Below are 12776 nucleotides of genomic sequence, written 5' to 3' on the forward strand. Positions count from 1 at the left end.
CATGACTTCGCCCCGCGCACGTAAAAGCCGCGGCGCCCCATGCGGGGGGCCGCGGCTTTCCCGTAAGAATTCCGACAGTGTCGGCCGCTCGGGCTCAGACGGTCTCCGGAAGCTCCTCGAGGCCCTCGGCGACCAGCTTCGCCAGGCGGTCCAGCGCGGCCTCGGCGTTGTCCGCGTCGGACGCGAGCACGATCTCCTCGCCGCCCTGGGCGCCGAGACCGAGCACCGCGAGCATGGAGGCCGCGTTCACCGGGTTGCCGTCCGCCTTGGCGATGGTGACGGGAACGCCGGAGGCCGTGGCGGCACGGACGAAGATGGAAGCGGGGCGGGCGTGCAGGCCCTCGGCCCAACCGACGTTTACGCGGCGCTCAGCCATGGTTCTGCCCTTCAAGAATCAACGGTTGTCTAGACCAGTGTCTCATGTGGTGCGCGATGCTCCGGGCAGACCCGCGGGCCCCCGGGCGCCGCTTCCACCGTCGTCCGGAGACCTCAGACTGCCCCGGCCCCGGCACCCCCGCGACCCGTGCGACAGCCGTAGGCTTTCCCCATGCAGCCCTCTCCGGAGCAGAGTCCGCATCACGCCTACCCCGATCACTGGGAGGCGGACGTGGTGCTCCGCGACGGCGGCACCGCGCGGATCAGGCCGATCACCACGGACGACGCCGAGCGGCTGGTCAGCTTCTACGAGCAGGTTTCCGACGAGTCGAAGTACTACCGCTTCTTCGCGCCCTACCCCCGGCTCTCCGCCAAGGACGTCCACCGCTTCACCCATCACGACTACGTCGACAGGGTGGGCCTGGCCGTCACGGTGGGCGGCGAGTTCATCGCCACCGTCCGTTACGACCGGATCGACGCGACCGGCCGCCCCGCCTCGGCCCCCGCCGATGAGGCCGAGGTCGCCTTCCTCGTCCAGGACGCCCACCAGGGCCGGGGCGTGGCCTCGACCCTGCTCGAACACATCGCGGCCGTCGCCCGCGAGCGGGGTATCCGGCGCTTCGCCGCGGAAGTGCTGCCCGCGAACACCAAGATGATCAAGGTGTTCCGGGACGCCGGCTACACCCAGCAGCGCAGCTTCGAGGACGGCTCCGTCCACCTCACCCTGGACCTCGAACCGACCGCCGAATCCCTCGCCGTCCAGCGCGCCCGCGAACAGCGCGCCGAGGCCAAGTCCGTGCAGCGACTGCTCGCCCCCGGCTCCGTCGCCGTCATCGGTGTCGGCCGCACCCCCGGCGGCGTCGGCCGCACCGTCCTGCGCAACCTGCTCGGCGCGGGCTTCACCGGCCGCGTCCACGCGGTGAACAGCGCCTTCTCCGCCGGCCAGGACACCATCGACGGGGTCCCCGCGCACCGTTCCCTGGCCGAGATCGGCGAGCCGGTCGACCTCGCGGTGGTCGCCGTGCCCGCCGACCGGGTGCCGGAGGCCGTCGCGGACTGCGGCGAACACGGCGTCCAGGGCCTGGTGGTCCTCTCCGCCGGCTACGCCGAGTGGGGCGCCGAGGGCCGCGAGCGCCAGCGGGAACTGGTGCGCCAGGCCCGTGCGTACGGGATGCGGATCATCGGGCCCAACGCCTTCGGCGTCATCAACAACTCCGAGGCGGTCCGGCTCAACGCCTCGCTCGCGCCGGACCGGCCCGCCTCCGGACGCATCGGCCTGTTCACCCAGTCCGGGGCCATCGGCATCGCCCTGCTCTCCGGGCTCTACCGGCGCGGCGCCGGCCTCTCCACCTTCATCTCGGCCGGCAACCGGGCCGACATCTCCGGCAACGACTTCCTCCAGTACTGGTACGAGGACCCGGGCACCGATGTCGCCCTGCTCTACCTGGAGTCGCTGGGCAACCCCCGCAAGTTCACCCGGCTCGCCCGTCGTACCGCCGCCGTGAAACCGGTGGTCGTGGTCAAGGGCGCCCGGCACAGCGGCTCCACCCCGCCCGGTCACGCCGTCCCCGTCAGCCGCATCCCCGACTCCACGGTCTCCGCGCTGATGCGGCAGGCGGGCGTCATCCGCGTCGACACGGTCACCGAGATGGTCGACGCCGGGCTGCTCCTCGCCGACCAGCCGCTCCCGGCGGGCGGGCGCGTCGCCATCCTCGGCAACTCGGAGTCCCTGGGGCTGCTCACCTACGACGTCTGCCTGGCCGAGGGGCTCCGCCCGCGCCCGCCCATCGACCTCACCACGTCCGCCACCCCGCAGGACTTCCGGGACGCGCTGTCGGCGGCGCTGGCCGACGGGGCGTGCGACGCCGTGATCGTGACGGCGATCCCCTGGGTCGGCGAAGACGGCGAGGCGGAGTCGGGCGACGGCGAGGTCCTGGCCACCGCCCTGCACGCGGCGGCCGCCGCCGGACCGGCCAAGCCGGTCGCCGTGGTCCACGTCGAGATCGGCGGCCTGGCGGAGGCGCTGTCCGCGGCCACCAGCACGGTGGCCCAGCAACGCCCGGCCACCCAGCCGTTCGCGGCGGCGCAGGGTGCCCCCACGGAGCCGCCCGCGCCGGCGCCCGGCACCGACAACCCCGAAGAGGCGCGCCACGTCGGCCGCATCCCCGCCTACCCCGCCGCCGAGCGCGCCGTCCGGGCGCTCGCCGAGGCCGTCCGGTACGCGCAGTGGCGGCGCCAGGCAGCCGTGCCCGGGAAGGTGCCCGACTTCCTCGACGACACCATCGACCCCCAGGGCGCCGCGGCCCGCATCGACGCCCTGCTCGGCGAGGACCCCGACCCGCGCGGCCGGCCACTCGGCCACGACGAGGCCCGCGAACTGCTCGCCTGCTACGGCATCGCCGTCCGCCCCACGCTGGCCGCCCCCGGCCCGGAGGAGGCGGTGGCCGCCGCCGCCCGGCTCGGCTACCCGGTGGCCCTGAAGACGACCGCCCCCCACCTGCGCCACCGGGCCGACCTCGGGGGCGTACGCCTGGACCTCGACAGCGAGGCGGCCCTGCGCCGCGCGTACGGCGACCTCACCGAACTGCTCGGCAAGCCGGCGGAGCTGCGGCCCGTCGTCCAGGCCATGGCGCCGCGCGGCGTCGACACCGTCGTACGGGCCACCATCGACCCGGCCGCGGGCGCCGTGCTCTCCTTCGGTCTCGCCGGGGCGCCCTCCGAACTGCTCGGCGACACCGGCCACCGTCTGGTGCCTGCCACCGACCGCGACGCCGCCGAGCTGATCAGGTCCATCCGCGCCGCCCCCGTCCTGTTCGGCTGGCGCGGAGCGGCACCGGTGGACACCGCCGCGCTCGAGGAACTGCTGCTGCGGGTCTCCCGGCTGGTCGACGACCACCCCGAGGTGGTCTCCATCGCCCTGGAGCCGGTCGTGGTCGCCCCGCAGGGCCTCTCGGTGCTCGGAGCGAGCGTCCGGCTCTCGCCGCCCCCGGCCCGGAACGACCTCGGCCCGCGCCGCCTGTCCAACTACTGACCGCCCCGCTCGCGTCCCCCTGGACCGGCCGGAGGCGGGGCTCCCGCACCGTCCCCGGCAGCCATCCGACCCCCGTAGGATGGTTCCCATGGCTAAGACCGGTACGACGACCCAGGGGCTGCGCGCGGCGATCGAGCGCAGCGGCTACTACCCGGCCCTCGTGGCCGAGGCGGTGGAGGCCGCCGTGGGCGGTGAGCCGGTCGCTTCGTACCTGGTGCACCAGGAGACGACCTTCGACTCCAACGAGGTGCGCCGGCACGTCACCGTGCTGGTGCTCACGGACACCCGCTTCATCGTCAGCCACACCGACGAGCAGAACGCGGACACCAGCTCCCCGTCGCCGTACGCCACCACCTCGACCGAGTCGGTCAAGCTGGACCGGATCTCCTCGGTCGTGGTCAGCCGCGTCGTGGCCAACCCGGAGAAGTACGTTCCGGGCACGCTGCCCCGCGAGGTCGTCCTGACCATCGGCTGGGGCGCGGTATCCCGGATCGACCTGGAGCCGGCCGCCTGCGGTGACCCCAACTGCGAGGCCGACCACGGCTACACCGGCAGCACCACCGCCGACGACCTGAGCCTGCGGGTCAGCGAGGCCGGCGACGGCCCGGACACCGTGCGCCAGACCCTCGCCTTCGCCCAAGCGCTCTCCGAGGCCACGGCCGCCACCGCCGCGGCCGGCCGCTGATGGCCCAGCCGGCCTGGCAGGACGACTTCGTCCCGCTGTCCGTCGAATCCGCGCCCGTCCCGGAGTACGGCAGCGGCTCGCTCGCCGACCTGCTGCCGACCCTCCTCGCAGGCCAGGAAGTGCCCGGCTTCGACGCGGCCATCGGCGAACTCACCCCCGCCGACCGGAACTGCGTCTTCCTGATCGACGGCCTGGGCTGGGAGCAGATCAAGGCCCACCCCGACGAGGCGCCCTTCCTGCACTCGCTGCTGCCGACCTCGCGCGGCGGCACCGGCCGCCCGATCACGGCGGGCTTCCCGGCCACCACGGCGACCTCGCTGGCCTCCGTCGGCACCGGCCTGCCCCCCGGCGAGCACGGTCTTCCCGGTTACACGGTCCGTAACCCCGAGACCGGCGAGCTGATGAACCAGCTCCGCTGGAACCCGTGGACCCCGCCGAAGGCGTGGCAGCCCCACCCCACCCTCTTCCAGCTCGCCGACGCGGCCGGGGTGCGCACCGCCCAGGTCTCCGCCCCGGCCTTCGAACAGACCCCGCTGACCAAGGTCGCGCTCAGCGGCGGCTCCTTCCTCGGCCGGCTCAGCGGCGAGGAGCGGATGGACACCGCCGCCGAGCGGCTGGCCGCCGGCGACCGCTCGCTCGTCTACACGTACTACAGCGAGGTCGACGGCAAGGGCCACCGCTTCGGCACCGACTCCGACGCCTGGCGCGGACAGCTGATGTACGTCGACGGGCTGGCCCGGCGCCTGGCCGAGCAGCTCCCGCCCCGCTCGGCGCTCTACATCACCGCCGACCACGGCATGATCGACATCCCCTTCGACGAGCAGTCCCGGATCGACTTCGACGAGGACTGGGAGCTGAGCGCCGGCGTCGCGCTGCTCGGCGGCGAGGGCCGGGCGCGGCATGTCTACGCCGTCCCGGGCGCGGCTTCCGACGTGCTGGCCGTCTGGCGCGAGGTGCTGGGCGAGCAGTTCTGGGTGGCGAGCCGGGACGAGGCCGTCGCCGCCGGCTGGTTCGGCCCCACGATCGACGAGCGGGTGCACGGCAGGATCGGTGACGTGGTCGCCGCCGCCCACGACGACGTGGTGATCACCGCCTCGCGCAACGAGCCGAACGAGTCGGCCATGGTCGGCGTGCACGGCTCCATGACCCCCGTCGAGCAGTTCGTCCCGCTCCTCGAAGTACGCTCGTAGCCCGTTCCTCCCCCCTCCCGTCTCCCCGTCCCGAAAGGTGCTCGACCCGCCATGCCCGAGCTTGTGTTCTTCTCCGGAACGATGGACTGCGGAAAGAGCACCCTGGCCCTCCAGATCGGTCACAACCGCTCGGCGAGGGGTTTGCAGGGCGTGATCTTCACCCGGGACGACCGGGCGGGGGAGGGGAAGCTCTCGTCCCGGCTCGGTCTGGTCACGGAGGCCGTCGAGGCCGACGAGGGCATGGACCTGTACGCGTATCTCGTCGCCCAGCTGTCCAAGGGCGGCCGGGTCGACTACGTGATCGTGGACGAGGCGCAGTTCCTGGCCCCGGCCCAGATCGACCAGCTGGCGCGGGTCGTGGACGACCTGGAGATGAACGTCTTCGCCTTCGGTATCACGACGGACTTCCGCACCCGTCTCTTCCCCGGCTCCCAGCGCCTCGTCGAGCTGGCGGACCGCATAGAACAGCTGCAGGTCGAAGCCCTCTGCTGGTGCGGCGCCCGCGCCACGCACAACGCCCGCACCGTGGGCGGGGAGATGGTCGTGGAGGGCGCGCAGGTCGTTGTCGGCGATGTGAACCGCGCGGCGGGCGAGGTCGGTTACGAGGTCCTGTGCCGCCGGCACCACCGCCGCCGTGCCACCGCGGCCTCCGCGCAGGCGGGCGCACTCTCCCCGGACGTCCTGCCGGTGAGCTCCGCCTGACGCTCAGCCCGCCGCCCGCAGCGGGCAGCCCGAGCCGGCGCGGGCGGTGAGGTCGGCCCGTAGCGCGGTGAGCCGGGCCATGTGCGCGTCGATCACCGCGACCTTCTCCTCGAACAGTGCGGACAGGGCCTGCGCGCTGTCCGGTGCCTCGCGCAGCTCCTCGCCCGTGCGCGCGATCTCGGCCAGTGAGAAGCCGAGCGCCTGGGCGGTGCGGACGTAGGCGAGCCAGGGCACCGTCTCGGGCGGGAAGTCGCGGTAGCCGTTGGGCAGCCGCTGCCCGGAGATCAGCCCGGTCCGCTCGTAGAAGCGGATGGTGTCCCTGCTCAGTCCCGTCTGCGCGGCCAGCTCCCCGATACGCACGGTCGTCTCCCACCCCCTGGGTCCGCGGACTTGACCCTGGACAGTACTCCAGTGTTTACGGTCGGGGGCGTCCGTGAAGGAAGCCGTCAGGAGCCCCGCTTTGTTCCGAACCGTCACGCCCTCCCACCCCGTCTATCCGCGTTTCGTACGCGCGAGCGCGTGGTACGACCTCGTCGTCACCGCGGGGTTCGCCACGCCGTGGACGTACAGGCTGCTGCACAGCGCACTGTCCCGGTTCGGGGAGGCGATCGGGGCGGGCGCTCTGCCCGCCCTCGATCCGATACAAACCCTCTACGCCAACCTCATGGGTTCGGTGGTGGTCGTCTGGGCGCTCCTGCGCCTCCTCCGGCCGCTGCCGGCGCACGGTCTGTACGACGGCGCCGCGCGCACGCTGTTCGCCCTGTGGCAGGCGTACGCGCTCGCGCACGGAGCCCCGTCCTGGCTGTGGCTGTTCCTGGTGGCCGAAGTGGCGTTCGGCGTCGTCCAGCTCGCGCCCTGGCGGCTCGTTCGCGGCACCGTCAGCGCGGCACCGAGCGCTGGATCGTGAAGACCGCGCCCTCCGGGTCCGCGACCGTCGCGACCCTGCCGCTCGGGCCCTCCTTCGGCGGGCTCAGGACCTGCCCGCCGAGCTCCGCCACCTGCTGCGCGGCCTCGTCCGTGTCGGCCACCTCGAAGTACGTCATCCAGTGCGGCCCCCGGTCACGCAGCAGGGCGTGGCCGACTCCGTGCAGCGAGGCCACCGGGCGCCCCTGGATGTGCAGGGTCTGGTAGTCGAAGTCCGCCGAGACGACCGCCTTGCTCTCGTAGCCGAAGACCGCCTGGTAGAACTTGGCGACCGTCGACGTCTCCCGGGTCACCAGCTCGTTCCAGACCGGGGTGCCGGGCGCCCCGGCCAGCGTGGTGCCGACGTGCGCCGCAGCCTGCCAGATCCCGAAGACGGCCCCGCCCGGATCGGAGGCGATGGCCATGCGGCCCGCGTCGCCGGCGTCGAGCGGTCCGACGCCGACCGTGCCGCCGCAGGCCCGGATGGTCTCCGCCGTCTGATCGGCGTCGTCGGTGGCCAGATAGGTGGTCCAGGCGATCGGGAGGTGCCGGTCCGGCGGCAGCTGCCCGATGCCGGCGACCTCCTTCCCGTCCAGGAGCGCCCGTACGTACGGGCCGAGCTGCTCGGGGCCGGGGCCGAACTCCCAGCCGAACAGCTCGGCGTAGAAGTTCTGGGTCGTGCGCAGGCCGTGCACGATCAGGCTCACCCAGCAAGGTGTTCCGGGTGTACGCCGAGCGGCAGCCTCGGTCATCGTCACTCTCCTCGGACCATCGTGGTGGCCGTACGGGAAATCGGGGTCGGCGCGCCGTGGTGCGGTGCGACTCGTGTGCGCCCCGTGCAGATGCTTGCACCACCGGGCGCGGGATGCGCTCCGGCCGCGCCGTCTTTTCCTGGATCTCGCCCCGGGCGTACCGGTTTGTCCCGGTACAGCCGCTTGGCTGTTGTTACGTGTGGCCGGGCGTCTGCGCGAGGATGGGACGCATGAAGCCCATCATCTCCGCATTCGAATGCGCGAGCGAGCTGGCGGGGCCGCGTCCGCCGGTGCTCCTGGACGTACGTTGGCAGCTGGGCGGCCCGCCCGGCCGGCCCGACTACGAGGCGGGGCACATCCCCGGCGCGGTCTTCGTGGACCTCGATACGGAGCTCGCCGGTCCGGCCGGCGACGGCGGCCGTCACCCGCTGCCCGACCCGGAGGGGTTCGGCGCCGCGATGCGCCGCGCCGGGGTCCGCCAGGACGGCCCGGTGGTCGTCTACGACGGCGGTCAGGGCTGGGCGGCGGCCCGCGCCTGGTGGCTGCTGCGCTGGGCGGGGCATTCGGGTGTACGGGTGCTGGACGGCGGTCTCGCGGCCTGGACCGGGGAGCTGTCGAAGGAGACCCCGGACTCGGCCGAGGGCGACTTCGTGCCCGCGCCGGGAGCGCTGCCGCTGCTCGACGCGGACGGCGCCGCGGCCCTGGCCCGCTCGGGTGTCCTGCTCGACGCACGGGCGGCCGAGCGCTACCGGGGCGATGTGGAGCCCATCGACCGGGTCGGCGGTCACATCCCCGGCGCGGTCTCCGCGCCGACCGGCGAGAACGTGGACGCGGACGGGCGCTTCCTGAGCCCCGAGCGCCTGGCCGCCCGGTTCGCCGGGCTGGGCGTCGGCGGCGAGACCGCGGAGGTCGGCGTCTACTGCGGCTCGGGCGTCTCCGGGGCCCAGCAGGTGCTGGCGCTGGAGCTCGCCGGGCACCGGGCCGCCCTCTACGCGGGTTCCTGGTCGCACTGGTCCGCCGACGAGTCGCGCCCGGTCGCCATCGGACCCGACCCCCGGTAACGGCACGCCGTCGCGCGAGGACGACGCGGGGCCGGTACGCGCTCGCGTACCGGCCCCGGTCATGCCTTCTAGTCCTGCTTCTTGCGGCGGGTACCGAAGACGATCTCGTCCCAGCTGGGCACCGCGGCCCGGCGCCCGGGCCGGACCCCGTCCGCCTCGGCCTGCCGGTCCGTCGTCCCGGTCAGCCGGTCGCGGTGACCGGCCACCGCGCGCGGCATCAGGACGTCCGCGTACGCGGAGCCCGCTCCGGCCGACGCGGCCGGCGGCTCCTCGGCCTCCGGCTCCCGCTCCGCCGGCTCGATCGCGGGGGGCTCCGGCGGCGCGGGCCGTTCCGGTACGACCATGTCGCCGCGGAAGCTGGGCACCGCCTCCAGCAGGCTGGTGAGGGAGTCCCGCTCGCTCGCGGTCACCCCGGCGATCCGCTCCTCCGGCTCCGGGGGAGGCGGCGGGGCCGGACGCTCGATCTGCCGGTCCAGCGCGCGGTCCAGCGGCCGGTCGCGCGGCAGCCGGGCGATGCGGGGCACGAACGGGAAGCTGGGCTCGGGCGCCGCGACCTCGTCCGTCTCGCCGATCAGCGAACGGGCCTCGTCGTCGACGGCCTGGACCAGTCGGCGCGGCGGGTCGTAGGTCCAGCTCGCCGAGTGCGGCTCACCCGCGACCCGGTAGACGAGGAGGACCTCCCAGGTGCCGTCGTCGCGGCGCCAGGAGTCCCACTGGACGGTCTCCTTGTCGGCGCCGCGCAGCAGCAGGCGCTCCTGCACCGCCTCGCCGAGCTGGGGTCCGGTGTTCTCGCCGGGACGGCGCACGGGAGTCTTCCGGGCCCGCTCGGCCATGAAGGCGCGCTCCGCGAGCACGGGGCCCTCGAAGCGGCGGACACGGTCGACGGGGATCCCGGCGAACTGGGCGACCTCCTCGGCGGAGGCGCCGGCTCGTATCCGTGCCTGGATGTCGCGCGGGCGGAGGTGGCTCTCCACCTCGATCTCGATCTGGCCGAGCCGGGCGCGGTCGTTGCGCACGGCGGCTCGCAGCCGCTCGTCGATCGGAAGCGTGTACTCCGTGCTGTCCGCAGCCTTGAGCACCAGTCGTGTGCCGTCGTTGGAGACGGCCACGACACGCAGTTCGGGCATGGGGACCTCCCGGGTGGTGCCTGCCGACGTCACGTGCGTCGCTGCTTCCGCTAGTCGAGTGTGGCCTGCCCGGGTGCAGCCTGCCACAACATTGCCGTGTTGCCCGGCGTGTCGGGCGTGAGCCCTTGTTCGCCGGTATGCCACGGTAGCCCTTGCGCAACGCAAAGTGACCGATGGTCACTCCGTGTAGCTGGCCGCCGTGCGATGCCGTGCGCCGCCGGATCGAGTGCCTCCTTCGGCCCCCTCCCGAAGGTCCCGGACGCCCGCGAGGGTGTCCGGCCCCAGGGCTCGCCACAGTACTCCATTCGGGCCATGTGGGTGGACCGCCGCGCCGTCGAAGTTCTCGTCAGGTGCGGGAGCTTGCCTACCCCTCCCGACGCCTCCCGCTCATGATCCGTGTCGTGCTTCACACAATCCACGCAACCGGAACTTTCGGCTTCGCTCACGTGTCCCTAGTTGGTGCATGGTGGGAGAGATGTCAATCAAGGGCTGGAAATGGTGCAGAAGCCGGAAAGTGGCATAGAACCCAAGGAGAGGCGGATCGATCTGAGCCTGCCCCAGGTGGCGGGCAGTGCGGTCGCCGCGGTGGCGGCGGCCGTGGCGGCTTCCCAGCTCGGTGTGTACGGAACCATCGCGGGCGCCGGAGTGATGAGCGTCGTGGCGACCTGCGGCGGCTCGGTCTTCCAGCACTTCTTCCGTCGTACGGGGGAGCAGATCCGCGAGGTGACGGTCCAGGTGAAGCACCCGGACCGCGAGGTGACCGTCCACACCCGCGAGACCGGTGCGCGGCACCCGGCGGCGCCCCTGCCGCAGGAGACCGCCCTGCTGGGAGCGGTGGACGACGCCACGACGGTGCTGCGCCGGGTCGGCCCGCAGCCGGACGAGACGACGTTCCTGCGCCGGGTCGGCCCGCAGCCGGACGAGACGACGCTCCTGCGCCGGGTCGGCCCGCAGCCGGACGAGACGACGCTCCTGCGCCGCGCCGAGCCGGACGCGACCACCGTGCTGCGCCGCGTGGAGCCCGGCGCGACGACCGTGCTGCGCGGTTCCGCCGCAGGTGCCGGGCCGGACGAGGAGTTCTCCGAGGCGACCACGCACGGCACCCGGCTGCGTGGCTGGAAACGGTCGGCCATCGGCGCGGCCGTGGTGTTCGCGGTCTCGATGGCCGGCATCACGACGTACGAACTGATCTCCGGCGACGACCTGAGCGGCGGGCACGGGACGACCGTGGGCTCCGTCGTACGCGGCGGGCACGACAGCGGGCCGTCCACGCCCGAGCCCGCCGAAACCGGTGACCCCGGCCAGGGCGGGACGAACCCCGGCCGGCAGGACGGGAACGGCACCGCGACGCCCGGCACCGGCGGCCAGGACGACGAGGGCACCGCCCCGCAGCCGGACCGGAGCGGCGCTCCCACCGAAGGGGCGACGCCCTCGCCGACCCCCTCGGCCCCGGCGGGCGGCGTCGAGCCCACGCCCACTCCCACCCCGAGCGCCACGGACGGCGGTGAGAGCACGACGCCGGACCCGGCGGCCACCGACGGCGCCCCGGCGCCCGAGGGCACCGGAGCGGGGGAGTGAGCCCGGGTCAGTCGCCCAGGACCCGGCGCAGGTAGTCGTTGCCGAACAACCGGTCCGGGTCCAGCCGGTCCCGTACGGCCGTGAATTCACCGAAACGCGGATACACCCCGGAGAGGTACGCGGCGTCCCTGGTGTTGATCTTGCCCCAGTGCGGGCGGCCGCCGTGCGCGGTCATGATCCGCTCCACCGCCGTGAAGTACGCCTGATAGGGCGTCCCCCGGTACAGATGGACGGCGATGTACGCGCTCTCCCGGCCCGACGCCGTGGAGAGCGCGATGTCGTCGGCGGGCGCGGTGCGCACCTCCACCGGGAAGCTGATCCGCAGCGGCGAACGGTCCACCATCGCCCGGACCTCGCGCAGCGCCTCGACGGCGGCCTCACGCGGCAGCGCGTACTCCATCTCCACGAACCGCACCCGGCGCGGGCTGGTGAACACCTTGTACGGGATGTCGGTGTACGTACGCGCCGACAGGGCCCGGCTGGAGATCCTGGCGATCGAGGGGATCGTGGCGGGCACGGCCCGGCCGAGCGCGCAGGCGACCTGGAAGACGCCGTTGGACAGCAGCTCGTCCTCGATCCAGCCGCTCACCTTGCCGGGCGGGGCGGCGGGGCCCGCGCTGCGGTTGTTGCGCTTGGTGTTGCAGTTCCCGGTGTGCGGGAACCAGTAGAACTCGAAGTGTTCGTTCTCGGTCACGAGCTGATCGAACTGGGCCGTCACCTGATCGAAGCTCATCGGCTCCTCACGGGCGGTCAGCAAGAAGACCGGCTCCACGGCGAAGGTGATCGCGGTGATGACGCCCAGGGCTCCGAGCCCGATCCGTGCCACCGCGAAGACGTCCGCGTTCTCGGTCTCCGAACAGGTGAGCACCGTGCCGTCCGCGGTGACCATCTCCAGGGCGCGTATCTGCGCGGATATGGACGCCGAGTCACGACCGGTGCCGTGCGTTCCGGTGGAGGTGGCTCCGGCGACCGTCTGTTCCATGATGTCGCCCATGTTGGTGAGCGAGAGGCCCTCGCGGGCCAGCGCGGTATTGAGGCGCTTCAGCGGAGTGCCCGCCTCGACCGTCACCGTCATCGCCTTGCGGTCGATCTCGCGGATTCCGGTCAGCAGATCGGGCCGGATCAGCAGCCCGTCGGTGGCCGCGGTCGCGGTGAACGAGTGCCCGGTGCCCACCGGCTTCACCCGCAGCCCGTCCTCCGACGCCCTGCGCAGCGCCTCGGCCAGCTCGTCCACGGAGGCGGGGGACACGGTCCGGGCCGGCCGGGCGGTGACGGTCCCCGCCCAGTTGCGCCATGGGCTCGTCGCCGTCCGTGCGTAGGTCTCGGTCATCTTCCCCGCGCCCTTCCCTAGGAACCGGCCCACCCAGCCGGC

12 protein-coding genes are annotated in these 12776 nt (G+C 73.3%); 7 read left to right on the plus strand and 5 right to left on the minus strand.

Features of this window, described 5'->3' with window-relative positions:
• Positions 1 to 94 precede the first annotated feature (94 nt).
• Positions 95 to 376 carry an HPr family phosphocarrier protein gene (locus ACN6LM_RS00240; RefSeq protein ID WP_018105371.1) on the minus strand — a complete coding sequence of 94 codons (282 nt, stop codon included), beginning with the start codon at positions 374 to 376 and terminating at the stop codon, positions 95 to 97.
• A 171-nt stretch (positions 377 to 547) separates the two neighbouring features.
• On the opposite strand from ACN6LM_RS00240, the gene ACN6LM_RS00245 reads away from it, so the two are divergent.
• From ACN6LM_RS00245 to ACN6LM_RS00260, 4 genes are all read left to right on the plus strand, one after another.
• Positions 548 to 3406 carry a bifunctional acetate--CoA ligase family protein/GNAT family N-acetyltransferase gene (locus ACN6LM_RS00245; protein WP_445063193.1) on the plus strand — a complete coding sequence of 953 codons (2859 nt, stop codon included), beginning with the start codon at positions 548 to 550 and terminating at the stop codon, positions 3404 to 3406.
• An 88-nt stretch (positions 3407 to 3494) separates the two neighbouring features.
• Positions 3495 to 4091: a DUF5998 family protein gene (locus tag ACN6LM_RS00250; protein WP_164401008.1), complete on the plus strand. Its 597-nt coding sequence runs from the start codon at positions 3495 to 3497 to the stop codon at positions 4089 to 4091.
• Positions 4091 to 5281, plus strand: coding sequence for an alkaline phosphatase family protein (locus ACN6LM_RS00255; RefSeq protein WP_445063194.1), 1191 nt, complete (start codon positions 4091 to 4093; stop codon positions 5279 to 5281). The genes ACN6LM_RS00250 and ACN6LM_RS00255 overlap by 1 nt, the downstream gene beginning before the upstream one ends.
• A 51-nt stretch (positions 5282 to 5332) precedes the next feature.
• Positions 5333 to 5983 (plus strand): thymidine kinase, encoded by a 651-nt coding sequence (locus tag ACN6LM_RS00260; RefSeq protein WP_445063195.1) that lies wholly within the window; start codon positions 5333 to 5335, stop codon positions 5981 to 5983.
• A gap of 3 nt (positions 5984 to 5986) precedes the next feature.
• Here the strand turns inward: ACN6LM_RS00260 and ACN6LM_RS00265 are convergent, their stop codons facing one another.
• Positions 5987 to 6343, minus strand: coding sequence for a MerR family transcriptional regulator (locus tag ACN6LM_RS00265; RefSeq protein WP_445063196.1), 357 nt, complete (start codon positions 6341 to 6343; stop codon positions 5987 to 5989).
• A 100-nt stretch (positions 6344 to 6443) separates the two neighbouring features.
• On the opposite strand from ACN6LM_RS00265, the gene ACN6LM_RS00270 reads away from it, so the two are divergent.
• Positions 6444 to 6890, plus strand: a complete 447-nt coding sequence (locus tag ACN6LM_RS00270; protein ID WP_445063197.1) for a hypothetical protein — start codon at positions 6444 to 6446, stop codon at positions 6888 to 6890.
• Here the strand turns inward: ACN6LM_RS00270 and ACN6LM_RS00275 are convergent.
• Positions 6862 to 7638 (minus strand): VOC family protein, encoded by a 777-nt coding sequence (locus ACN6LM_RS00275; RefSeq protein WP_445063198.1) that lies wholly within the window; start codon positions 7636 to 7638, stop codon positions 6862 to 6864. The genes ACN6LM_RS00270 and ACN6LM_RS00275 overlap by 29 nt on opposite strands.
• Positions 7639 to 7868: 230 nt before the next feature.
• Between ACN6LM_RS00275 and ACN6LM_RS00280 the strand changes: the two genes are divergently transcribed.
• Positions 7869 to 8699 (plus strand): sulfurtransferase, encoded by an 831-nt coding sequence (locus tag ACN6LM_RS00280; RefSeq protein ID WP_445063199.1) that lies wholly within the window; start codon positions 7869 to 7871, stop codon positions 8697 to 8699.
• Positions 8700 to 8767: 68 nt separating this feature from the next.
• On the opposite strand, the gene sepH is transcribed toward ACN6LM_RS00280, so the two are convergent.
• A complete protein-coding gene (sepH, locus tag ACN6LM_RS00285; protein WP_019521018.1) occupies positions 8768 to 9826 on the minus strand; it encodes a septation protein SepH in 1059 nt (352 codons plus the stop codon).
• Between the two features lie 495 nt (positions 9827 to 10321).
• Between sepH and ACN6LM_RS00290 the strand changes: the two genes are divergently transcribed.
• On the plus strand, positions 10322 to 11404 hold the full coding sequence (locus ACN6LM_RS00290; RefSeq protein ID WP_445063200.1) for a hypothetical protein: 1083 nt from the start codon (positions 10322 to 10324) through the stop codon (positions 11402 to 11404).
• A gap of 7 nt (positions 11405 to 11411) precedes the next feature.
• On the opposite strand, the gene ACN6LM_RS00295 is transcribed toward ACN6LM_RS00290, so the two are convergent.
• Positions 11412 to 12734 carry a D-arabinono-1,4-lactone oxidase gene (locus tag ACN6LM_RS00295; RefSeq protein ID WP_445063201.1) on the minus strand — a complete coding sequence of 441 codons (1323 nt, stop codon included), beginning with the start codon at positions 12732 to 12734 and terminating at the stop codon, positions 11412 to 11414.
• Positions 12735 to 12776: the final 42 nt, after the last annotated feature.

This window comes from Streptomyces sp. SAS_281, from assembly GCF_052542855.1.